We start from the raw sequence: 23,495 nt of genomic DNA, 5'->3' as shown, positions 1-23,495 counted from the left end.
TCGCCCGTAATGTTTAGCCATTATTAAGGATGATGAATATGAAACAGGATTTATGGAAAAAAGCAGTAAGAACAGAATATTCAGCCCAGGAAGGCATTGTTAAGCGAATCCAACCGTCGCTCGTTTTAGCGGCTTTGCTCGCTACAGGTTTCACGGCAAGTGCAGCTGCACAGGAACTGAGTATCCCATGTGATGATCTTGAAGAAAAAGCGCTCGCTGAATCGAAAGCTGATGAAGTAGAGCGCATAAGCGCATTTACACCAGCGACGCCTTTGAAACGTGTCGATCCTAGATACCCATCTCAAGCCATTAGAAAAGGCCGAGAAGGTTGGGTTAGGCTAAGCTACGTTATCGACGAAGAAGGCAGAGTGAAAGACCCTGTTGTAGAAGACTTCTTTGGAAGCCCTTCTTTCAAACGCAGTGCACTGTCAGCGGTTAAGAAATGGCAGTATAACCCCGCGATCAAAGATGGCGAACCTACCCAGCAGTGTCATCAAGCAGTCCAAATGGATTTCGCTATAAGCGGAAAAAGCGGTGCCACACGCAAATTTATTAAAGCTTATAAAGACGCAGAAGAGCGCTTTAATGCGGGTGATGTTGACGCGGCTGATGAAGCACTTAAAGAGCTTCTAGCTTGGGATACGCTAAACCGCTATGAAAATACGTGGTTGCTAAACTTGGAGTCTCATATAGCGAGCAAACAAGGCGACGTAGAGAGGGAAGCGCAAAGCCTAACGCGATTACTTGCCAGCAACGGTAGTAAGCGCTTCAATAACATGGTGTTTGATGAAGATTATGTGGCATACGCCCTTCAAAGAAAAATCATACTCGATGCTCAGCGCGGATATTATGCAGAAGCATTAAAATCCTACACCACACTTCAAGACATGGAAGCGCAAGAAACGCGTATTGGCGAGATCGCGCCGCTAATTAGTCAGATTGAAGAATCTATTGCATCTGAGCAAAACTTAACCGTGCCCGTAACGATAGGAAGTGATGGGAATTGGTTCCACACTCTTGTGCGAAGTAAGTTTGCTTTTGGCAACATCCAAGGCGAACTTGATACCGTTGAAGTCCGTTGTGATACTCATCGAGAAAAATTCACGGTTGCCGAAGCGCATGTTTGGCAAATTCCAAGCTCTTGGGGACAGTGTCAGGTGATGGTGAAAGGTGACAGCGAAACAAAATTTGATTTAATTGAAGTGGCCAAAGGGTAGGACGAACAACAGTCGCGTCGCTACAGAGTTACAGTGAATGCCAGTTGAAATAGTTGCTCTCTATAGTCCTCGTCGGATTGGAAAAAACGCAAATTCTCCTGATGCCCTGAATTTAATTGCCATTCTGTGCTAACGGATAAATAAGCGGTAATGTCGTACCTTACGCTAACGGTAAAGGCGTTACCTCTGCTTCCATTCGGGTCATACATAACATCATCGTTATCTACCACCTGATACCAGTCCCCACGCATGGCTAAAGTTAAATCTTCCCAGCCTAATTGCTTTAGGTTGTATGCCGCACCGATATACGCACTGGAAAAATCGTTGTCTACGATATGCTCCCCCATCAAAGTGTCACCTAGTAGCACTTGAGAAAACACCGTTAACTCAGGTCGTGGTAAATATCGCAGTGTTAATGAATGAAAGCGCGTATGCCAGGCATAAATGCGGTCTGGGTCAACAATGTTCGGGTCTGCATTATTGTCGTAATAGTAATAACGCAACTCGGCCTTTCTAGCATAGGCTAAGTGAGCTCCTACGTAGTACCCTAACCGATTGTCAATTTCTCTGAAGGGTTCAGTCCATGCCGGTGCGTTTAACTTATCTTCATCGACGACGCCGGGAATGGGGAGGAAGTTTACGCGATCATTATAAACGGACTGTCTGTCGTGAAGGGCAAACCCTCGCCAAGAAAGCAGAGTGCCGGTGGAATCATTACCTTTGAACACGCTGCCTAATACTTTCCATGACCAGTGGCTTTTTATTTGCCTGCCATTTTGTCGTAGACTTACTTCGATACCGCCCGTTCTTAGTTCTTCACCCACCCAACTATTAATTGCTGAGTTACTCAGAAAATGAGGCGATAACCAACCCGCGTCGGTATTTTCCGCTGAGAGTGCGGGAAAAAATGCCCCTATTTTTACTTCAGGCTTTATGCTGGATGCGACTAACGGGCGATATTTTAAATAAAGTTCGGAGAATCCAACCTTTTGTTCCCCATCGCTATAACCATTGATGACGCCAACTGCCGACCAACTATCCGCTAACATAAAGTCAGCTATCACTACAGCATGAGAGAGCTGTATGCCGCTACTTTCATAACGCTGATGGCCGGTCCCCATTTGCTGAAAGCTTCGCGAATCATCTTTTGCCACAAAGCTTGTTCTTACTAGGGCCTTGGTTTCTCCGTGAACCTGAAGTGTTAAACTCGTGCAAAGCAAACAGACGGTTAAGGCAAAGACATTACGCATTAATAATCGCCAAATCCTTCGTCGAAGTCATCGTCACTGAAAACTGCATCAAGAACAAATTTGTATTCTTGTGAGTTGGTGATATGCAATGTTGAGCTGTTAAATAGTTTCACATCAGGTTGCTGCGGGTGCCAGGTCATAACACTGTACTCGCCTACCGGAAGTGAAACATTCATTAGGCCTTCTTCATCGGTTTTTGCGAAAAATGGACTGTCGGTTACCACAATATAGCCCAGCATCCAGTCGTGAATATTGCAGCCAATATCTACAATACCAGCTTGCTCAAAGCGAAGCGGTTCAGCGGTAAACTCTTTATAGAGTTTTAGCTCAAACTGTTTTGTAGGGGAAAAAGAATACACGTGATGAAAAAGATTATCTGCGTTTGGAAACGAAATATCTGTGCCTGATTGAACAACAAGCACGTGAGGCGCAAATTGTTTATCGATTTGATTCATTATGGCGGGCTCTTCTTCACGCTGTGGTGTTGATGAAAGCGTAAAGTTAGGCGTTAGGGTTAACACCATATCTTTCACAGGCTCCCCATTGGCGTCGCTAACGTATATCGAAATGCTTGGCGTTGCTGATAAGGATGTCTCAGCGGCATGTGCCCATGAAAGGGTAGCGCCGGCTAGTAAGAGAGCGCTCGATGTGAATGTACCTGTGATGAAACTAGTTATGTTGAACGTGCTCGTCCTTCGATGAGAGGTAAAGAAAATAGAAAGCGCAAATGACATGGATTTAATCAATAACGAGTTGTTTTTTGGCATTGTAATTCATTCTTTAAAATGGCTTTAGCCTTAGACAGAAAGGCAAAGCGCTATGCGTCCATTGTTGACACGAAAGCATATGACTACGTATAGCCTATTCAATACCAATCCGTATAGATAATAACCTATGCGGACTGGTATGAGGTATGTGCTCGGCTTTCGCTATCGATGTAGCAAAGTTTATTAGACTTTAACTATAGACCGAGTTGGACGTTTTTTCATTCATTTATATCAAAGGAAAACGCGCGCTGACGACTACACCTGTACTATCCTTCCGATTGGATAACGACAACTGACCTTTGTGGAAGGTCATTATGATATTGGCAATATAAAGCCCTAGCCCCAAGTGCGGTGAAGAGGCATTTTGCACATCGTTTTCTTTTCTCACCGACACCATAGACTGAAGCAACTGAGACCTCATTCCTTCAGGAAGAAGCGGCCCGGTATTACTAATGGTTAACTCAGCTTGCTTGTCCTTAACCGTGATACTGACTTGGATTTCACTTTCTTTTTCACTGAAATCTACGGCGTTAGCGATAATTTTATCGAACATTTGAGCCGTAAGTTCAGGGGAACCAAGTATGCGCGCAGTATCAGCATTGTGGGTAAAACTAAAGCGTCGATGGCTATAGGCATGTTCGTAACCAGCAATACACCCAGATATCACCTTAACTAAGTCGAATGGTTCTAAATCTTCTTGTTGAATGGCCTGCTCTAATCGGGTGGCTTCACTCATACTGTTTAATATTGTACTTAGGCGGTTCACCCCTGATTGCGCCCTCTCAATAAAAACGGCTTGTTGGTCGGCGTCATTAACCTGAGTCAGCATATCCAGCGACGATTTTACCACGGCAATGGGCGTTCTAAGTTCGTGAGACAAGCGGGACGCCATGTTTTCTAAATAGGAGTTGTACTGCTGTAACCGTGAAAGCACATCCGCAAATGAACGGGATAAATCACCAATTTCATCACGCTGATTTGAAACCGGAAGGGTGCCAATGATTTTGCCATTATCATCTATCACCGCTTCGGTGTTATCGCGAAGGGAGCGAATGCGGTTTGAAATTCGCGTAGCGAACAGCAGTAACCCTAAAGTACCTATGGTCATCACTGCTAAAATCACGTGAAAGAGCTGTTCCAACGCCCGGTTCCGCAACGTACGAATACCATTGGTGGTTTGCTCTACAATAACCGCCCCCATTACGTTGCCTTCAATAAAAATAGGGTAGGCAGCGGAAAGTACTATGGCTTTGTTATCGGGTGACAAACGCCATAGTGAATCGGGTTGGCCATTCAGCGCAGTGCCTAAATCCTGCCCTACCAATGCATAAGCATCGTCTAGCTCGTCAATGAAGTCGGCCGGTGGCCGCGTAAGAATCTGATAATAAAGTGGAAGTAACCACTCACTTTCAACCCAGTGCCAAATTGCATTTGAAGAGGTTTCTTTTTCATCTACTTCAATACCAGTGGCCGATTGAATGTCACCAGCGCGGGCGAGTACCCGCTTGTGCTTATCTACAACCCAAACCCGTGAATCGGCATATTTTAAACCTGCCAGAATGCGCTCAATTTCAGGGGAAGGAGTGATAACAGTACCTAATTCAGCGAGCTCTTTTGTATTCGCCGTACCTAACGCGTACTGCTTCAATCGACTTGCCCTGTCGTCCACATCGACAATTGAAAATGCTAAGCCGCCTGTGGTCATAGATAGCGGAAAGCGCAGTTCAATGTTGTAGCCCGTGGCAGTCTCTTGCCATCGGCCTTGAATAGAGAGCGCGTTCTCTACCGCCCGAGTTGTCGCTGTGTTATCTGCCAGCTTGTACGCATTTACCCAGCCACTTTCATAAGGGGCGACAACATACCTTGCTAATTCTCCCTGTGGAGTTTCCATGCCCACAAGTAAGTGGTCGCCAGTCTCCACGCTTAAACTATTGGGTTGCCGCCACAGCAGTACGTCATCACTGACTTCAAACATGGCATACAGAAATTGACCGTAGCGCCCCACCATATGCTTGAACGATAAGCTGGTAGGTTCTCCCGCGTAGCCATTGTAGTACTCAATAACTTCGCCACTGTCATACTCACTCATTAACTCGCTGACTTGCTGCCAGTCGTTAAGTTCGCCATCAAGTCGAATGGGGGACGGGATAGGTGGCGCGTAAAGATCTGTTCCAGGGCGCACGTCTTGAAGATACGCCGATTGGCTATCAAATAAAGCGGGACGCTCGTGAAGGGCAGTGGCAACAGCTCGCGCCGTGCCAATCATGGTTTGTTCTTGACCGTTTCGCAGATACTGCTCAAGCTCCCACACATAGTTATAACCTAAGTAGGGTATGGTGAATAAGAACAGCGACAGCACCATAAGCTGAAGGCGTATTGAAAAGCGAAATCCCATGTTTTTAGTCGGTTGCCCTTATCTTTTAATCAGACGAAACGCAATTTTAGTCGAAAGCCCGCTACAGCTGCCAGCGATATCCCATGCCGTACACGGTGTCGATATGATCGAAGTTTGGGTCAAGCTGCACAAACTTTTTACGCATACGTTTGATATGCGAAGTAATGGTGGTGTCGTCTACCACCATTCTGGACTCATCCATTAGCTGTTGGCGGCTTTTCACATGACCAGGGCGCTTAATGAGCGCATGCAGCATCCAAAACTCTGTTACCGTTAACAAAACGGGCTGGTTTTGCCAGCTTACCGTCATTCTCGACACGTCTACTTTTAAGTCGCCCACTTTTAGCTCATCTTTTTGCTCTGTGGGGGCAGCAAGTAAGTCTGTACGCCTGAACAAGGCTGCAATGCGTGCTAGCAGGTGAGCCATGCTGATATCTTTGGTCAGGTAATCGTCCGCGCCCATTCTAAGGCCGCTGATAGTATCTACGTCGTTATCTCGTGCAGTAAAAAAGATGATAGGTAGGGTTTGTGATAGGCCTCGCAGTTGCTGACACAGCATAAAGCCCCCCTCAATTTCATCTTTCAAACCAATATCGATAATGGCTAAGTCGGGTAAGGTGTGGTTAAACGCTTCAGCAGCAGAAGGCCTGTCCTCATAGGCATTCACGCTATAGCCCTGCGCTTTAAGCGCCATAATGTAATTTTCGCGAATGGCCGCGTCATCTTCCACTAATGCAATTGTCTTTGGCATACATTAACCCGCAAATATAATTCTGATAGAGCGCACACTATACCTATGAATGACAGCTATTGCCTAAGTTCGGCATAAAATCCTCAAGCCTGCCTCATTTACGCCATAATTGAGGGGCTTATCGTGAACTTTATCTTTGGCGGCAGCCCCACACAACGTCCCCAAGCACGGATTAATAAAACGCTTGTAGTGCAGTTTCACATGCTAAATCTACAGGAAAGCTAAATCACCACCACATTTCCACAATTACGCGCTTTTTTTGCCATTAATAACGGGTTTAATAGTATTTGTCCGTCGAGTTTAGCGCACTGCTTTTTTTAAGTGCCAGGCAAGCGAGGCGGATTGCACTGTAGAAGCCTCTTCAAAGACTAGGAGAGGGGAAACAGTGCCGTGGAAGCGGTAAGGCTGAACTTCTACGTAAAAGTCTTAATTATCTATTCAGACTGGTATTAAGCTACCCTTTGCGCTGCGTACTACCCCAACGGTACGCGGCGCTTTTTTATTGGGGTTGAAAAAAGGCGTTTTCGCTCTCATTTAGAAGACGAAAGCTTAAACTGTTTAAAGCAACCACTAAACGCGAGTGTATTCATTTAATAGCATGAACTAGGTTACACTTCGTTGGTTGTAAGTTGTTAGCGACAGATAACTGCATCTCACTAAAGTTAATTAGGGCGTGCTGACCTTTGGTTTGCATCAAAGGTCAATACGTCTTAGTGATCACACTCTCACTACGGGCAAATCATGAAAGCGTTGGACATTAAAGGGTTAACCAAAACCTACAAAGGTGGCGTACAGGCACTAAAAGGCGTCGACCTTACAGTACAAGAAGGAGACTTCTTTGCATTACTTGGCCCAAATGGGGCGGGTAAATCTACCACTATTGGTATTATCAGTTCACTTGTAAACCAAACCAATGGCAGTGTGTCGGTGTTTGGTTATGACCTCACAACGCAAAAAGAGCAAGCCAAAGCCTGCATTGGTCTGGTGCCACAAGAGTTCAATTTCAACCAGTTTGAAACTGTACTGCAAATTGTATTGAATCAGGCAGGTTACTACGGTGTGCCGCGCAGTATTGCGAAAGAGCGTGCTAAAAAATACCTTGCTCAGCTTGACCTGTGGGAAAAACGTGATGCCCGCGCGCGTGAGCTATCGGGCGGTATGAAGCGAAGACTGATGATTGCTCGAGCACTCATGCATGAGCCGAAATTGCTTATTTTAGATGAGCCTACCGCGGGCGTAGATATTGAAATTCGTCGCTCTATGTGGGGCTTCTTGGAAGAGATTAACCGTCAGGGGATTACCATCATCCTCACTACTCACTATCTTGAAGAAGCAGAAATGCTGTGTCGCAATATCGCCATTATTAACAAGGGCACCATTGTCGAGAACACCAGCATGAAAGCTTTATTGTCTAAATTAAGCCTAGAAACCTTCGTATTGGATATCAAAATACCTGAGGGCATGACGACGACAGATGACCTACTAACAGGCTTTGAACACCGTTTGATTGACGACCATACCCTTGAAGTTGATGTTGAGAAAACGGAAGGATTGAACCCGGTTTTCACCCAGCTAAGTGAAAAGAGTATTCAAGTGATGAGCATGCGCAATAAATCAAATCGCCTTGAAGAGCTATTTGTGCGTTTAGTTGAATCAGCGAAGCAAGCTGGCTAAACCCACAGCAGGTAAAGGTGAAAAACATGAAAACTGAAAGTACACAAATGAACACAGAAGAAAACGTGGGTTGGTTTAAGCAAAACTATGTGGCGCTAACCACTATTTGGATAAAAGAATGTACGCGCTTTTTGCGCATTTGGGTACAAACCCTTGTGCCGCCAGCTATTACAATGAGTTTGTACTTCGTGATATTCGGTAGCCTCATCGGTAACCGTATCGGCGAAATGGGCGGCTTTACTTACATGGAGTTTATTGTGCCCGGCCTTATTATGATGTCGGTGATCACAAACTCCTACGCCAACGTGTCCTCTTCATTTTTTAGTGCTAAATTTCAGCGCAATATTGAAGAGCTGTTGGTGTCACCAGTACCCACTTCGGTCATCATTCTTGGGTATGTGGGCGGCGGCGTGGCCCGCGCCATACTTATAGGTATTATCGTTACCTTAGTGTCGCTGTTTTTCGTTGATGTTCAAATACACAATTTGGGCATTATTGCGCTCACGTTGTTACTCACTTCTACCTTGTTTGCGACTGCGGGTTTAATTAATGCGGTATTTGCGAAGACCTTTGATGATATTAGCGTGGTTCCAACGTTTGTATTAACACCGTTAACTTACTTAGGTGGTGTGTTTTATTCACTTACCCTATTGCCTGAATTCTGGCAGTGGGTGAGTAAGGCGAACCCTGTTGTGTATATGGTCAACGGGTTTCGTTATGGGTTCTTAGGGGTCTCTGACGTAAATGTAACCTTGTCGCTTGCCTTGTTAGTGGGCTTTAATGCACTGCTATTTGGTGTGGCGTACTACCTACTTAAAACGGGTAAAGGTATTCGTAGCTAATGGCCAGCGGTAATTCTAGAGAAATCACAACATCGCAGGTAGGTATTCACGATAAGTTAGACGACTTAGTGAAAAAGTACCAAGCGAGTGAAAATAAGCGACCGATTAGCGACCATACACAAGCTGCGTTTGATGATGTCAGCGCGTGGCTTGATGGCTTTAGCGGCGAGATCATTTTAGATTCATGCTGCGGCGTTGGCGAAAGTACGGCGAATATTGCAAGAGCAAACCCCGATGCGCGTGTTATCGGTATCGATAAGTCGGCGCTGCGGGTGGATAAACATGAACATTACAGCGCACAGCAAGACAACTATCGGGTTATTCGTGCCGATGTGAACGACTTTTGGCGCTTAGTAAAGCAGTCTAATTGGAACGTGACTCAGCACTTTTTGCTGTATCCCAACCCCTATCCTAAAAAGACGCAGGTTCAAAAGCGCTGGCACGGTAGTGCGGCCATGGTGGACCTGATGGCGATCACTCCAAATATTGAAGTGCGTAGCAACTGGCTTATTTATCTAATGGAATTTGCGCAAGCGGCTAAACATTACGGCATGGTATCTGATTTATCTGAAGTCACTGGCGATGATCACATGACGCCGTTTGAGCGAAAGTACCGAGGGAGCGGTCAATCGTGCTGGCAGCTTAACTGCCGTAGCGAAGAAGGCTGAGTCTGCTATAGCAGCAAGAAATACTGAAAGCTGATAAAAGTGGGGTGAGATGAAAATCTCGCCCCGTTTGTTATTCAAATTCGTATAATTCGCTTGTTAATGGCGCGCAGTGGCACTTCGCACATTTGCCATGGGCGGACTAAACACATATCCCTGTGCATAACGAATGGGCAGGCGTTTTACGCGTTCTAGATGCGCCTCATCTTCTACGTGCTCGGCAATAGTGCTTACTCCATGGCGTTCACATAGCGACAGCAGATAGTCTACATATTCCCTCACTGCCTCTTGTTCGTCATAGTGTTTAATTAGCCCGCCAGCGAGCTTAATCCCCCGAACCGGCAAGTTCATAAGCGCTCGTATGTTACCTGGGCACGATCCAACGTTGTCGATGAAAACACCCAGCCCCACATGCATGCTTTTTTCGATAAATGCAGTAAGGCTTTTCGGATTGGATAGGGCAGTAGAAGCACTCACTTCTATACTTACACGCTCTGGCGTGGGGTAGCTTGCTAAATGGGTGATGAGGGTATTAGTAAGCTCTACATTGTGAAGGTCATTGGCAGTTATATTGATGTTCCAAGGGATATTAACGTCGTGAAAATAGCTGGCACATTGCACAAACATGCTCGCTGCAAGCGTATTTACGTGTTGTTCGCGCTCTATAAGGTAGAGAAATTCGCTAGGTAAAAAAGTCTTATCACCTTGGGTTATCAAGCGTGCCAGGCACTCGTAGCGCCATACTCCTTGGCTTTGTAAGTCAACGATGGGTTGAAAATAAGGCACGATATCATCGATAGAGAAATCCTCGGAAATTTCACGAATGGGCATAAACAGACCCCCTTGCTTTGAAGCAGTACTTTATCGCAGCGATGAATGCTTGAATGTGAGTTCAATGGCTACTTAGGCTCGCAATTAGAAGATGGAAAACCAATACGAGAGACCCGTGTTGGTACTATTCATAAATTAAATATAGTAGAGACTGATAAAATTTGCGGTACAAAATTCGGGGGAATTCGTTTAAATACGTGTGCAGAGTTAACCGCTTCATAAGTTTTTTGCATGTCATAAAACGTTAATAGTCGCTTAAATGCCGTGCGCTAACCCTTGGCGAGCATTGCAATCTGATGTAAAGTGCGACACCCTGAAAGTATTGTGATAAGTTTTCAGGTTTGGCAACGAATGGACCGCGTCAACGCGCATTAGCCCTGCCGATGTACCGTTAAGGGATATGTTGGATAAATAGCTGCACCAGTCGCAAAGTAATTGTGTCGAATGCTATTTGGCTAAAAGGAAAAGTAAGTGTCAGGCCGGTGTCCTACAAAACCGCCTGTTGATTTCGCCCAATAAATGCAAGCGAAATGTGTGATTGTTTTAAGTATGAGGTGTGTTGAGTGGGTGAAGCGCAAGTTAGTTTAGAGCACCTGTTTAGGGTCTTTACCAAGCCTGAACACAAAGACTCAAAGCTGGCTCAAATAGAGCAGCATTTATCTGACAATATCTTAGATTTTTTGTCGCAGCATGTTGTGACAAAGAAGACATCGTTAGAAGAAATTGAAAAAGACTTCTCAGACTCCAAAGTGCCTGAGTCACCTGAGTTTGTGTCTACTCATGCTGAAAGCTTGCTCGATAAGCTCGTTGCGCACTCTGTAAATACTTACTCGCCAACGTTTATCGGTCACATGACCTCTGCGCTGCCTTATTTTCATCTGCCGCTTTCTAAGTTGATGGTAGGCCTTAATCAGAACCTGGTTAAGATTGAAACATCTAAAGCTTTCACGCCACTAGAACGTCAAGTGCTGGGAATGATGCACAACCTTGTGTACGACCAGCCTCAGGGGTTTTATGACAATCATCTACACAGTGCGGCCCATTCATTAGGGGCATTTTGCTCTGGTGGTACCATTGCCAATATTACCGCGTTATGGGTGGCTCGCAATAAACTACTTGGTCCACAAAAAGGGTTTTCTGGCGTAGCCAAAGCCGGTCTTGCTGCTGCCTATCGCCACTACGGCATTGACAATTTAGGGGTGATGTGTAGCAAGCGCGGCCATTACTCGCTTTCAAAGGCTGTGGATGTCTTGGGATTAGGTCGCGAGCAACTGTTAACTGTGCCTGCACCGAAACAAACCCTCGACCCAGCGAAAGCCCTTCGCATTGGTAAACGCTATCAAGATGAAGGCAATAAGCTTCTTGCTATCGTTGGGGTAGGCGGCACCACCGAAACAGGGCACGTAGACCCGCTAGACGAGCTTGCTGACGTAGCCGAAGAGTTGGGGTGCTGGTTCCATGTGGATGCAGCTTGGGGCGGCGCAACGCTATTCTCGGCGCGTTATCGCGACAGACTAAAAGGTATTGAGCGAGCTGACTCTGTCACCATTGATGCACACAAACAAATGTATGTGCCCATGGGCGCGGGTATGGCGCTTTTCAAAGACCCACAAAATGCCAATGCGGTAAGGCATCACGCCCAATATATTTTACGTGCAGGCTCTAAAGACTTAGGGGCTACCACGCTTGAAGGCTCTCGTAACGGCATGGCCATGATGGTGTATTCGGCGCTGCATATATTCGGTCGAAAAGGGTATGAACTGCTTATTGATCGCAGCATTGATAAAGCCAAAGACTTTGCGCAGATGATTGATAAAGCCCAAGACTTTGAATTGACGACCACACCTATTCTATCACTGTTGACCTATCGCGTTTGTCCCGCTGAAGTGCAGGAAAAGCTGAAGCATGTGAATGCTAAAACCCGCAATGCTATTAATGAGAAGGTTGATGCCCTTGTTGTTGCGGTACAAAAGCAGCAGCGTGAAGCAGGTAAGTCTTTTGTGTCTCGTACTCGCCTGGAAGCGCCTGATTACCCTTCCCAGTGTATTACCGTGTTTCGCGTAGTGTTAGCGAATCCGCTTACTAGCCATAACGACTTGGCCGCAATTTTGGCTGAGCAACACTTAATTGCGAAAGAGACTCAGGCTTGGAAAGAGCTAATGGATTTCGTTCGCGAAACAGAAACCGTTGCTTCTTAACAGCGGACTCTAATAGCTGATGTTAACAGCTGACGTTAACAGCAACACATAAAAAAACGCCCGATACAGGCTCTGTTTAGGAGCGTTGCATCGGGCGTTTTCTTTTGTAGTTCGAGATTATCCGCAAGGATTGGTATTACGCTTAATCTCGCGTAATTTGCATATTATCAATTAAGCGCGTCTTGCCCATAAACATAGCAACCAGTAAAACTAACTCTTTGTCGCTGTCGCCAGCCGGTTCAAAGGTGGCGGCGTTAACTACCTGACAGTAGTCCTTCTTAAAGCCTTTCGCTTCAAGGTTACTGACCATAATGTTTTCAAGCTCAACAAAGTTGGTGTTACCGCTTTCTATACCCGCTTTTATACGCTGCATTTCTGCAAAAATAGCACTCGCGGTCGCTTTTTCTGCGTCTGTGAGGTAGCCATTTCTAGAGCTCATTGCCAGGCCTGACGTTTCGCGCTCAGTAGGCACACCGTGGACCTTTACAGCCATCGACAAATCACGAGCCAAAGCGCGAATAACTTGTAGCTGTTGGAAGTCTTTTTCACCAAAAAACGCATCGTCTGGCTGTACCATGTTGAAAAGCTTGGTGACCACGGTAGCGACACCGCGAAAATGGCCTGGACGACTTGCCCCGCAATGAGAGTCGGAAATACCGGGTACTTCAACGAATGTCTGCGCATCCAGACCTGCCGGATACATTTCCGCTACGCTAGGTAAAAATACCGCGTCAGCACCCACAGAAATAAGCTTAGCTTTATCTTCTTCGATAGTGCGTGGATAGGCGTCTAAATCTTCGTTCGCACCAAATTGCATGGGATTAACAAAAATGCTAACCACCACTTTGTCGTTGTGCGCTTTCGCTTTTTTAACTAGTTTGAGATGACCATCGTGCAGGTTGCCCATAGTGGGTACAAAACCTACGGTTTCACCATTACGTCGCCATGCGTTCACCGTGCTGCGTAATGCTGAAATACTATCAACCACCTTCATAATTTACCTCGTTACTCGAAGCTGTGTTCAGCCGATGGGAACGCACCGCTTTGCACATCTTCAATATATTTTGATACGGCTTTGCGCATATCGCCGGTTTCTACAAGGTAGTTCTTTGAGAACTTCGGCATATAGTTTGCGCTGATGCCAAACATGTCGTGCATCACCAGAATTTGACCGTCGGTATCTTTGCCTGCCCCAATACCGATTACCGGTATGGTTAGGGCTTCGCTAACCGCTTTGCCTAGCGATGAAGGCACGCACTCAAGCACTAGTAACTGAATACCGGCTTCTTCCAACGCTTTCGCTTCGCTAAGCAGTTTTTCAGCCTGGCTCGCTTCGCGGCCTTGTACTTTAAAACCACCGAATACGTGCACTGACTGAGGCGTTAAGCCTAAATGGCCACACACAGGGACGCCGCGCAGGTTTAAGCCTTTGATGGTGTCGCACAACCAGCTTCCACCTTCCATCTTAACCATACTTGCACCTGCAGCCATAAGCTTTGCTGCATTGGCGTAGGTTTGCTCAGGAGTGGCGTAAGACATAAACGGCATATCGGCTAATACGAAGGCGCGTTCAGTGCCGCGACGCACACTTTTCGTGTGGTAGGCAATGTCATCGATGGTTACCGGTAGGGTGTCGTCTTCACCTTGAAGAACCATGCCTAGAGAGTCGCCAATAAGAAGGGCGTCAACGCCTTGTTCGTCGAACATTTTGGCGAAGCTGGCGTCGTAAGCGGTTAAAGAGGTGATCTTTTCCCCGGCCTGCTTTTTCTTAAGCAAGCCCGATACAGTTACTTTCTTCATGACATGTCTCAGATTGATATTGTTGGTATCGTGTGGCGAACTATACGGATTTTGCCGCTAATTGGAAGAGCGCAGGCGACGAAGTCCATCCAGCGAGCAGTTAGCGACCCATGCCGAGATGGGTTTGCCATCGTGCATAACCATATTGGGCGCAATTTCAAACAGCGGCACCATAACGAACTCGCGTTCTGCCATGCCGTAATGGGGAATGACTAAGTCTGCGGTGTCGATGGTTTCGCTGCCGTACAACAAAATATCCAAATCCAAGGTGCGCGGACCCCAGCGCTCACCTTTGCGCTCACGGCCTTCTTCCAGCTCAATGCGTTGCAGCTGCTTCAATAAGCCGTGTGGCTTCAACGAGGTCTCTATTAAGCATACCGCGTTAATATAGTCAGGTTGGTCTTGCGGCCCCATCGGTTTACTAGAATAAAGTGAAGAGGTTTTAAGTACGCGGGTGTCTTCTATTTGACCTATAGCATCAAACGCACGCTGTGCTTTTCCCTGGCTATCGCCGAGGTTGCTACCTACACCAATGTAAACGTGCTCTTTATGCATCAGGACCTCGCTTCGCTGGTTTACGCTTGCGCTTACGCGGGGCACCTTTTGCGCCGCCTTCGCTTTTGCGAAGGGCGTTAAGCATGCCTTTCTGCTTACCGTTGTCAGCGTGCTGGAAGTGCGTCCACCACTGAGCTAGCTCTAATAGATCGCCACCTTCAATTTGGCCTCGGGCAAGCAAAAAGTCATAGCCAGCTCTAAATTTAGGGTGCGTGAGCAATTGGAAAGCGCGACGGCCAAAGCGCTTAGGTAGGCGTTGCTGTAAAATCCAGATGTCCCGAACCACGGTAGAGAAGCGTTTAGGGATCATAATACGTTGTGTTTGACGTGCGATAACCTCGCCTGACGCAATATTAAATGCATCGTGAGCATTTAAGCCAGACTCACTTTGTAAGCGTTGTGACTCTTCTTCAACCGGATACCAGAGTAGCGCGGCGTAAAGGAACGCTGGCGTAACTCGCTGGTCGCTATTAATACGCTCGTCGGTATTGGCAAGTACGCGACGTACAAACTGCATTTCACGGCTGTTTTCATCTTTCAAAAACGGCGTTAGCTGAGGGAACAAAGGCTCGATTAAGCCGTATTCGTGCAGCATTAAGAAGGTTTCTTCTCCCTTACCCGATAAAAACAGTTTAAGGGTTTCTTCAAACAAGCGCGCTGGTGGAATGTTCTGTAAAAGGTTGGCCAGAGATTTTATCGGTGCAGCGGTTTTTGCTTCAATGCGCATGCCAAGCTTAACGGCAAAGCGCACCGCACGTAGCATGCGTACCGGATCTTCACGGTAGCGTGTTTCCGGGTCGCCAATAAGCTCAACTTCTCGTTTTTCTATGGCGGCTAAGCCATTAGCGAAGTCTTTTACCGTAAAGTCTGCCACGCTGTAATACATGGCGTTAAAGGTAAAGTCACGGCGTTCAGCATCTTCTTCAATGGTGCCGAATACGTTATCGCGTACTAATTGACCGTGAGCGTCGCGCTTTGCGACAGCCTTCCCCTTGGGAAGGTTGTCGTCTTCGTCTGACTCTTGGTGATGCCCGCGGAACGTGGCTACTTCAATGATTTCACGGCCAAACACAATATGGGCCAAACGAAAGCGCCTGCCGATAAGGCGGCAATTTCTGAACAAGCCTTTAATTTGTTCAGGTGTGGCGTTCGTCACCACGTCGAAATCTTTTGGTTCGTGACCCATCAAAATGTCGCGTACACAGCCCCCTACCAAATAGGATTCGAAGCCAGCTCCATTAAGGCGATACATTACTTTCAATGCATTTGCGCTTACGTCTTCGCGAGATATACCGTGTTCTCCACGGGTCATAGTCCTTGGCTTTAAAGCGTTAGGAGACGAACTCTCTTTTGAAAAAGCGCGCTTAACAGATTTAAAAACACGATGAATGATGATGGTATCTCCGCAGACTATAAAGGTTCGCTATAATAAGTGGATTCATGCTGTGGAACAATAATTTCGGGTGTTTTCACTACTTTTTTCCTATTCCACATTGAAATAGCCGTCTTAAGCGCCGAATCAATATCACCAAATTCTGACGCATTTGGAAAGGAAAAGCCTAAAAAGTGCATCACACGCACGAGATTATCTAAAGCTGTTTCGTTTTTAACTGGCGCTGCACGGTTTTGTTTACTTAGTTTTCTGCCTGGTGCCACGGCAGCGACCGGCACGTGACCGTATTCAGGAGTAGAATAGCCCAGCGTGTGATATACGGCGCGCTGTAAAGGCGTGACATCAATTAAATCACACCCTCTAATGACATGGTTAACTTGCTGAAATACGTCATCTAAAATCACGACAAGGTTATACGAAAATAAGCCGTCTCGACGTTTCAGTACTACGTCTTCGGCTATTAAATCAGAGCTTGAATTAGAGGGCATAACTTTGCCCATAAGCACGTCATCAAAGGCTTCAAGTTGAGTATCTACTTTTAAACGAACTGCACAGTCCTGTGTGTTGGAGTGTACTGGCTCAGTCCGACAGTGGCCGTTATAAACACCGCCCATGGCTTTAATTTGCTTACGTGTGCAGGTACAAAAATAGGCTTTTTGTTGTGTAAGTAAGTCATCGAGAACCGCTTGATAACGGGCATGTTGTTGGCTTTGATAGATGACGTCGCCGTCCCAATACAGGCCGTGGGCTTCTAGGGTAGTGAGTATGTCTTTATCTACACCTTTAATACAGCGCGGCTCGTCTATATCTTCCATACGTAGCAGCCATTTTCCGTTATGGCTTTTGGCATCTAGGTAGCTGGCAACAGCGGTAACTAACGAACCGAAGTGAAGTTGGCCGGATGGAGAGGGAGCAAAGCGCCCTACATAGTGGTTATGCATAATAAAGGCTTAACAAAAAGCCCCATCTTTTCGGGATGAGGCTTTCTATATCAACGTAATCGAGGCTAGTAACTTAACCTTGAAGTTGTTTTTCTTTAATTTCAGCCATGGTCTTACAGTCGATACATAAATCTGCTGTAGGACGAGCTTCTAAGCGACGAATACCAATTTCGATACCACACTGGTCACAGAAGCCGAAATCGTCTTCTTCAATTCGCTTAAGCGTTTTTTCAATTTTCTTTATTAGCTTACGCTCACGGTCACGTGTACGTAACTCAAGGCTGAACTCTTCTTCTTGAGCTGCACGGTCTACAGGATCAGGGAAGTTTGCTGCTTCATCCTTCATGTGCGTTACTGTACGGTCAACTTCTTCACGAAGTTGGTTGCGCCATGCTTTAAGCAATAGACGGAAGTGCTCCATTTGGGGCTCGCCCATGTACTCTTCGTCAGCTTTTGGCTCGTACGGCTGTAAACCTGCCAGCGCTAATAGTCCTAGGGATTTTGTTTCTTTTCCTGTTGGCATCTGCCACATCTCCTACACTACGACATCCATCTTGTCCTGATTGGACCGATATCTATATCAGACTCGACAACTTCAGGCAATCAATCGTGTCTATGTAATTATTATGCTGGTGTATTGCTTTCATAAATTAGCCAGGTGTTTTTTCATTTAGCCCGCTGGCTACCAGCAAACGCATTAGTGCGTTCTCCCACTAAAACAAGGCGCAAATATGAAGGCGAAATGAAAAAAATCAACCTATTTTTTATAAAATCAAAGGGAGTGTTTGATTTAATAGGATTTTTTGTTCGTCTATTATACAGCTTGCCGCCAAAACCGTTACGCCAGCGTTTGCGGCAATCTTTACGCTTTCTGCATAAGTTGGATCAATATGCTCGGCCACTTGTACACTTTCGATGGCGGTGTGTTGTACGCAGAATAATAGATTGGTTTTTATACCACTGTCAGATAAACGAGCAAGTTCTAAACAGTGCTTCGCGCCGCGTTGCGTGACTGCGTCGGGGAAGAACCCTTTGTTTTCATCTGCTAAGGTGACGGATTTAACTTCCATATACTCAGTAACACTCTGATGTTCGGCATTTTTTCGAGTTAATGCAAAGTCGAACCGGCTATTGGCGGTAGGAGGTGTTACTTCTGCTTTCCAATCTGTGATGTCTGAAAATTCGCTTAGCACCTTGTTATCTAGCGCTTCCGCCACCAGTTTATTAGCATTGTGCGTATTAATGCCGATGAAGTGACCATCAAATGTTTGGGCTAGCTCCCATGTATACTTGAGTTTTCGATTTGGGTTGGTGGACTCACTTAAAAAGACAGTGTATCCAGGAACAGCGCAGCCAGTCATAGCGCCAGTATTTGGGCAATGTGCAGTTACAATAGTGCCGTCGTCTAACTCAACATCGGCAAGAAATCGCTTGTACCTTTTTATAAGGGTGCCGCGTAATAAGGAAGGTGAAAACTTCATGTGTCGCCTTTTTTAGAATGTAGGTGAAAACACGTTAGTGTGTTTCGCTAATTGATATGTGTGCTTTTGAACGAGCACGTATAGCGTATGCGCTTAGCGAACAAAGCGTATGTGGTTAGCGAACAACAAGCGCAGTAAACAAGGCGCCAAAGAGTAACAAACATTTGTGCAAGCGCAAAAAGCGCTTTGCAATAATATAACGATGTAATAAGGAATAAAACGCGATGGCAGAATTTACCGTTAGCCTTTCTAGAAACAGTGCTGAAGCAGTGTGGGGCGAGAGTGCTAAGCTTTCTTTCACTGAATCAGGTGCAGTTATTCACCTGCCTGACGACAAGCTTAATGAGCGTTTAATTCAGCAAGCGGCAAGAAAACTAGATGGCTTAAGCCTGCCAGCAGTTACGCTAAGCGGTGATTGGCACAAAGAGCAGCAGTGGGCTTTTGCACTTAGCTTCACGCGTGCGCGCAAACCAGCGTTAATAAAATGGGCCGAAACGGCTGACAAAGAAGCGCTAGAGCAAGAATATGCGGCGTTACTATTTACCCGTCAGCTGGTAAACGAAACACCTGAAGATCTAAGCCCTGAAACCTTAGCAACCCGAGCAGCACAGTGGCTTAAGTCACTGGGTGATGACAAGGTCACTTACTCAATGACGGTAGGTGAAGATCTTAAAGAGCAGGGCTGGATTGGCATTTATAATGTGGGCCGCGGTAGTGAACGTCCGCCTGCAATGCTGGTACTTGATTACAACCCAACAGGTAATACGGATGCGCCGGTTGATGCCGTGCTAGTTGGAAAAGGCATCACGTTCGACAGCGGTGGCTACAGCATTAAATCAAGCGAAGGCATGTTAGATATGAAATGTGACATGGGCGGCGCAGCGACGGTAACAGGGGCATTAGGGCTATCTATTTCTCAAGGCAGTGAAAAGCGTATTCAGCTTATTTTGTGCTGTGCAGAAAACCTTATTAGCGGTCACGCTTATAAGTTGGGTGATGTGCTTACCTATAAAAATGGGGTAACCGTTGAAGTGGTTAATACCGATGCTGAAGGACGTTTAGTGTTGGCTGATGGCCTTATGGCGGCAACAGAAACGGGCGCACCGCTGATTATTGATGCAGCAACACTAACCGGTGCTGCAGTGGTTGCACTGGGTTCTGATTACCATGGCGTATTCTCGTTAGATGATAATGCCCGCGAACAAATGCTTAAAGCAGCAAAGGCAGAAAACGAACGTTTTTGGCCGCTACCACTTGAAGATTTCCACGCAGAGCGCTGTCCATCGGCGTTCGCAGATACAGCAAACAGTCGCCCGATGAAAGGTGGCGGTGGTGGCGGTGCATCAAACGCTGCGGGCTTCTTATCACGCTTTGTTAAGCCAGAAGGCTGGGTACATTTGGATTTAGCCGCTGCTTACCATGGCGGGGCAACATCTGAAATGCCGGTAGGGGCAACAGCGAAAGGTATTCGCTCAATTGCGAGAATGCTGAAAGACTTCAGTGCATAAATAAAATAGCGTTCGACGCCCTAACGGCTGTCGAACGCTGCTCTATTTTTAAACGTCGCACGTTGTGCCACGTGGATGTGTAGAGGCAAAGCGAATAGCGTTACTTGAACTAACGTCGCTTCGCGCAAAAAAATAAAAAGGGCGTGACTTTGCAAAAAATCACGCCCTTTTTCTGTAAATTAGATCCCGCCTAAACGCTCAGCTAGCGTTTTATAGCGTTCAACGTCGCCACTGTCGAAAAGTGGGTTACCGTCGGTGTCTTTATCTTTCGAAACCAAAAGGCTTTCACGCTCAAGGCGCTCTACGCGCACTTCTTGTACGCCAAGAAAAGCAGCCACTTCTTTAACAGTCATCAAACTCATTGCAATATTTCCTATTTTTGGTTGTTCTTATTGAGGATTAACAGGTTCCAACGCCGAACAATGCGCAGAACAAAACGTTAAACAAAATGATGTTACTCACTATTACATCAAAAGCTCTGGAGATAAGACATTATCCAAAAGGTGTAGAAAAAGCCAATTGGGCTGTTTGAATTCTGACCGTGAATAAGGCGAAAACACCGCTTAGAAATGACAAACACTTCTCCCTACGCTTTAGTAAAGCGCACTTTCGTTATTTTTCGAGTATTTTTTGTAGGCTCTAGATAAATGAAAAACAATCATGCCTTAAAAGGTGTTTTTAACTAAGTCAGCTTGGTTTACCATTGCGCGCCTAAAACGACCATCTGTAAGAACTTTGAGTTATACTCAATGGTTTACGCGCAAACGGGCTTAGCCTCACAACCGGAGACAGTAAAAAAATGGATACTTGGTCTGCTGCCATCATGCTCTTTTTGATCATGGATCCCTTAGGTAACCTCCCTGTGTTCATGTCGGTACTCAAATCGATAGAACCAAAGCGTCGTCAAGTCATCCTAATTCGAGAATTATTATTTGCTCTTGGCATCCTGTTTCTCTTTTTGTTCAGTGGCCAATCGGTTCTCAATTTTCTGAACGTGGAACAAGAGACAGTAAGTATCGCTGGGGGAATTATTCTGTTCCTTATTGCGCTTAAAATGATTTTTCCATCATCTGGTAACCCCAGTGGATTAGCTGTAGGTGAAGAACCTTTTCTAGTACCTCTAGCTATTCCTATGATAGCGGGCCCTTCAACGCTGGCTGCGCTTATTCTTCTTGCCAACCAAGCGCCAGACAGAATGGCTGACTGGTCGATTGCGCTTGCGGCTTCATGGTCGATAAGCGCAGTGATCTTACTATTTTCAAATGTGTTCCATAAAATTCTGGGGGAGCGCGGTCTAGTTGCGATGGAGCGATTAATGGGTATGATCCTGGTTATGATTGCTATCCAAATGTTGCTGGATGGCGTTACCCAATATTTCATGCATGCCACTGGAGCCCTTTAAATGGCAAAGCAAAAACTTAATACCTTTGGGCGCGTTCGCGCCTTGGAAGGCTGGAAAGCCGTTGCATTCGGTGCTGCATTACTTGAGCGTATGCTACCCAACTACACGCTTTTCTGTGAATTAACGGAAAGTGGTGATGCAAGCGCATTGCGCAACTGTTTGAATTTGGTGTGGGAAACGTTGAAATCACCCAAGAGCAAATTCAACATTGCGGTACAGCTTGAGAAAGTTGAAGTGGCTACACCTGATACCAGTGAGCATGACAACTATGGCGTTTATCCAGCAATTGATGCAGCTATTGGTCTAGCTGGTTTGCTAAATTTGATGGCAGGCGACGATCCGCAAGGCGCAGTGGTCATCAGCAAGTTATCGCAAGGCAGCGTAGAAGCCTATTTGCTAGAAAGCGAAGAAGCCGGTGACGAGACTGTAAAAGGGCATCCGCTGATGGAGTTTGAAGTTGAGGTACAAAACGAATTGCTTGATTATGTAGAGCAAGCCAAATACCCAGCGAAAGCGGCAGACGAAATGAAGGCACTTGCCTTGGAAGCTGGAATCTCCAATATTGGTCTTGAGCTTTAATGACAACGCAACTTGATCTTGCTTAGGTAAAACGAGCAACAGATCCTTAGCTCATATGCTCAATAAAAGCCGTGTACTTAGTTAAAGGTCACGGCTTATCTCTCCTCAATTGAGGCACTTCAATCGTTATCAATCAACATATCTCAATTAACATATAGCGCAGCGCGCTAGTTTGTTTGTCTTTAATGATTTGCCAATGGGCGGGGAGAGCGGGTGTTGTTAGCGCACTTTCGTGCTCCAGATACACCACGCTACCACTATGAACAAGTTTGTTATCTTCTAGCGCAGCCAGCGTAGGTGCTACCAATGATTTCGCAAAAGGCGGATCGACAAAAACAATATCATAAGGCGCTTGGCTGATGCCTTTTAAAATACCTAGTGCGTCCCCTTGATGAACGGTTGCTGACGCCGGTTCATTTGCTTTTAATAAGGTAAGATTACTTTTAAGCTGGCTTGCTGCCTGTTTATCCAGCTCTATAAAATCACAATGTGCTGCATAGCGAGACAGAGCTTCTAAACCTAGCCCACCAGAACCCGCAAATACATCCAAGCAGCGTGCATCGTTTATGTACGGCATTAACCAGTTAAACAAGGTTTCTTTGTTTCTGTCTGTGGTTGGCCTTAACCCTTCTGCATTGAGTACGGGTAGCTTCCTACCACGCCATTGGCCACCGATAATGCGTATTTGCCCAGGACTATTTGTGCTTTGGGTTTTCCCTGATTTTTTCCCTTTTTGGGATGAATAAGGTTTTTTTGCAGAAGATGGTGCCCGAGTAGGGCGAGAAACTCGCTTCATAGTGGCTGACAATGGTATCATGCGTTCATACATTAGGCGGCAAGTGTAGCCGAAATTGCTAAGAATTTATAAGGATTTGTCCTAACGATGTCGAAACTTTTTGGCTGGTTCAGTAAGAACAAAAAAGCAGATAAACAAAAAGCCCAAGCGGAAGAAGAAGCTCGCTTACAGGCAGAAGCTGAAGCAAAGGCGAAGGCGCAAGCGGAAGAAGAGGCTCGCGCAAAGGCAGAAGCTGAAGCACAGGCGAAGGCCCAAGCGGAAGAAGAAGCCCGCGTAAAGGCAGAAGCTGAAGCACAGGCGAAGGCTAAAGCGGAAGAGAAGCCCGTAGCTAAGGCAGAGGACTGAAGCACAGGCGAAGGCGCAAGCGGAAAGAAGAAGCTACGCGCAAAGGCAAGAGGCTGAAGCGACAGGACGAGGACGCAAGCGGAAGAAGAGTCGCGTAGCAAAGGC

At 46.2% G+C, this 23,495-nt stretch carries 23 protein-coding genes; 9 read left to right on the top strand and 14 right to left on the bottom strand.

Annotated features, from left to right (window positions below; all coding sequences use genetic code 11):
* The first annotated feature begins 38 nt into the window (after positions 1-38).
* Positions 39-1,217, top strand: a complete 1,179-nt coding sequence (locus KUL49_RS18630) for an energy transducer TonB (protein WP_131138244.1) — start codon at positions 39-41, stop codon at positions 1,215-1,217.
* Between the two features lie 20 nt (positions 1,218-1,237).
* Here the strand turns inward: KUL49_RS18630 and KUL49_RS18625 are convergent, their stop codons facing one another.
* The 4 genes from KUL49_RS18625 to pdsR all read right to left on the bottom strand — a co-directional run bounded on the left by KUL49_RS18625 (position 1,238) and on the right by pdsR (position 6,380).
* The gene (locus KUL49_RS18625; RefSeq protein ID WP_242633890.1) at positions 1,238-2,371 is read right to left on the bottom strand and encodes an outer membrane beta-barrel protein; all 1,134 of its coding nucleotides are present in this window, start codon (positions 2,369-2,371) and stop codon (positions 1,238-1,240) included.
* A gap of 95 nt (positions 2,372-2,466) precedes the next feature.
* Positions 2,467-3,234: a methylamine utilization protein gene (locus KUL49_RS18620; RefSeq protein WP_131138242.1), complete on the bottom strand. Its 768-nt coding sequence runs from the start codon at positions 3,232-3,234 to the stop codon at positions 2,467-2,469.
* Positions 3,235-3,460: 226 nt separating this feature from the next.
* Complete coding sequence (gene pdsS, locus KUL49_RS18615) at positions 3,461-5,629, bottom strand: proteobacterial dedicated sortase system histidine kinase (protein WP_131138241.1); 2,169 nt, start codon at positions 5,627-5,629, stop codon at positions 3,461-3,463.
* A gap of 61 nt (positions 5,630-5,690) precedes the next feature.
* Positions 5,691-6,380: a proteobacterial dedicated sortase system response regulator gene (gene pdsR / locus KUL49_RS18610; protein ID WP_014951008.1), complete on the bottom strand. Its 690-nt coding sequence runs from the start codon at positions 6,378-6,380 to the stop codon at positions 5,691-5,693.
* A gap of 741 nt (positions 6,381-7,121) precedes the next feature.
* On the opposite strand from pdsR, the gene KUL49_RS18605 reads away from it, so the two are divergent.
* From KUL49_RS18605 to KUL49_RS18595, 3 genes are read left to right on the top strand one after another with little or no spacing between them, the layout of a single operon-like run.
* On the top strand, positions 7,122-8,054 hold the full coding sequence (locus KUL49_RS18605; protein ID WP_131138240.1) for an ABC transporter ATP-binding protein: 933 nt from the start codon (positions 7,122-7,124) through the stop codon (positions 8,052-8,054).
* 26 nt (positions 8,055-8,080) lie between these two features.
* Entirely contained in the window at positions 8,081-8,896 is an 816-nt protein-coding gene (locus tag KUL49_RS18600) for an ABC transporter permease (RefSeq protein WP_014951006.1), read from the top strand.
* Positions 8,896-9,564, top strand: coding sequence for a tRNA (guanosine(46)-N(7))-methyltransferase TrmB (locus tag KUL49_RS18595; RefSeq protein ID WP_014951005.1), 669 nt, complete (start codon positions 8,896-8,898; stop codon positions 9,562-9,564). The genes KUL49_RS18600 and KUL49_RS18595 overlap by 1 nt, the downstream gene beginning before the upstream one ends.
* A 96-nt stretch (positions 9,565-9,660) precedes the next feature.
* Here KUL49_RS18595 and KUL49_RS18590 read toward each other — a convergent pair whose 3' ends face one another.
* Positions 9,661-10,392, bottom strand: a complete 732-nt coding sequence (locus KUL49_RS18590) for an EAL domain-containing protein (RefSeq protein WP_131138239.1) — start codon at positions 10,390-10,392, stop codon at positions 9,661-9,663.
* Between the two features lie 563 nt (positions 10,393-10,955).
* Here KUL49_RS18590 and panP point away from each other — a divergent pair.
* Positions 10,956-12,590 carry a pyridoxal-dependent aspartate 1-decarboxylase PanP gene (panP, locus tag KUL49_RS18585; RefSeq protein ID WP_131138238.1) on the top strand — a complete coding sequence of 545 codons (1,635 nt, stop codon included), beginning with the start codon at positions 10,956-10,958 and terminating at the stop codon, positions 12,588-12,590.
* Between the two features lie 142 nt (positions 12,591-12,732).
* Here the strand turns inward: panP and panC are convergent, their stop codons facing one another.
* The 7 genes from panC to sfsA form a co-directional block, all read right to left on the bottom strand.
* Entirely contained in the window at positions 12,733-13,584 is an 852-nt protein-coding gene (gene panC / locus KUL49_RS18580) for a pantoate--beta-alanine ligase (protein WP_131138237.1), read from the bottom strand.
* Positions 13,585-13,595: 11 nt separating this feature from the next.
* A complete protein-coding gene (gene panB, locus KUL49_RS18575; protein WP_014977593.1) occupies positions 13,596-14,390 on the bottom strand; it encodes a 3-methyl-2-oxobutanoate hydroxymethyltransferase in 795 nt (264 codons plus the stop codon).
* A gap of 57 nt (positions 14,391-14,447) precedes the next feature.
* Complete coding sequence (gene folK / locus KUL49_RS18570; RefSeq protein WP_131138236.1) at positions 14,448-14,945, bottom strand: 2-amino-4-hydroxy-6-hydroxymethyldihydropteridine diphosphokinase; 498 nt, start codon at positions 14,943-14,945, stop codon at positions 14,448-14,450.
* Positions 14,938-16,257: a polynucleotide adenylyltransferase PcnB gene (gene pcnB / locus KUL49_RS18565; protein WP_131138235.1), complete on the bottom strand. Its 1,320-nt coding sequence runs from the start codon at positions 16,255-16,257 to the stop codon at positions 14,938-14,940. Before pcnB ends, folK begins: the two co-directional genes overlap by 8 nt.
* Before the next feature lie 98 nt (positions 16,258-16,355).
* Positions 16,356-17,279: a tRNA glutamyl-Q(34) synthetase GluQRS gene (gene gluQRS, locus KUL49_RS18560; RefSeq protein WP_131138234.1), complete on the bottom strand. Its 924-nt coding sequence runs from the start codon at positions 17,277-17,279 to the stop codon at positions 16,356-16,358.
* A gap of 73 nt (positions 17,280-17,352) precedes the next feature.
* Positions 17,353-17,802 carry an RNA polymerase-binding protein DksA gene (dksA, locus tag KUL49_RS18555; RefSeq protein ID WP_014950997.1) on the bottom strand — a complete coding sequence of 150 codons (450 nt, stop codon included), beginning with the start codon at positions 17,800-17,802 and terminating at the stop codon, positions 17,353-17,355.
* A gap of 241 nt (positions 17,803-18,043) precedes the next feature.
* Positions 18,044-18,760 carry a DNA/RNA nuclease SfsA gene (gene sfsA, locus KUL49_RS18550; protein ID WP_039234061.1) on the bottom strand — a complete coding sequence of 239 codons (717 nt, stop codon included), beginning with the start codon at positions 18,758-18,760 and terminating at the stop codon, positions 18,044-18,046.
* Between the two features lie 224 nt (positions 18,761-18,984).
* Here sfsA and pepB point away from each other — a divergent pair, with 224 nt between their 5' ends.
* Complete coding sequence (pepB, locus tag KUL49_RS18545; protein ID WP_131138233.1) at positions 18,985-20,268, top strand: aminopeptidase PepB; 1,284 nt, start codon at positions 18,985-18,987, stop codon at positions 20,266-20,268.
* 179 nt (positions 20,269-20,447) lie between these two features.
* On the opposite strand, the gene KUL49_RS18540 is transcribed toward pepB, so the two are convergent.
* Positions 20,448-20,630, bottom strand: coding sequence for a hypothetical protein (locus tag KUL49_RS18540; RefSeq protein ID WP_014950994.1), 183 nt, complete (start codon positions 20,628-20,630; stop codon positions 20,448-20,450).
* Between the two features lie 437 nt (positions 20,631-21,067).
* Between KUL49_RS18540 and KUL49_RS18535 the strand changes: the two genes are divergently transcribed.
* Positions 21,068-21,670 carry a YhgN family NAAT transporter gene (locus KUL49_RS18535; protein WP_014977587.1) on the top strand — a complete coding sequence of 201 codons (603 nt, stop codon included), beginning with the start codon at positions 21,068-21,070 and terminating at the stop codon, positions 21,668-21,670.
* Positions 21,671-22,249, top strand: coding sequence for a YjaG family protein (locus tag KUL49_RS18530; protein ID WP_131138232.1), 579 nt, complete (start codon positions 21,671-21,673; stop codon positions 22,247-22,249).
* 133 nt (positions 22,250-22,382) lie between these two features.
* On the opposite strand, the gene rsmD is transcribed toward KUL49_RS18530, so the two are convergent.
* On the bottom strand, positions 22,383-23,066 hold the full coding sequence (gene rsmD / locus KUL49_RS18525; protein ID WP_131138231.1) for a 16S rRNA (guanine(966)-N(2))-methyltransferase RsmD: 684 nt from the start codon (positions 23,064-23,066) through the stop codon (positions 22,383-22,385).
* 66 nt (positions 23,067-23,132) lie between these two features.
* Between rsmD and KUL49_RS18520 the strand changes: the two genes are divergently transcribed.
* Positions 23,133-23,390, top strand: a complete 258-nt coding sequence (locus KUL49_RS18520; protein WP_181412779.1) for a hypothetical protein — start codon at positions 23,133-23,135, stop codon at positions 23,388-23,390.
* Positions 23,391-23,495: the final 105 nt, after the last annotated feature.

Source organism: Alteromonas sp. KUL17, from assembly GCF_006538305.1.
Lineage (GTDB): Bacteria > Pseudomonadota > Gammaproteobacteria > Enterobacterales > Alteromonadaceae > Alteromonas > Alteromonas macleodii.
The sequence above is the reverse complement of the archived record's forward strand: the minus strand, read 5'-3'. Positions and strand labels throughout refer to the sequence as shown.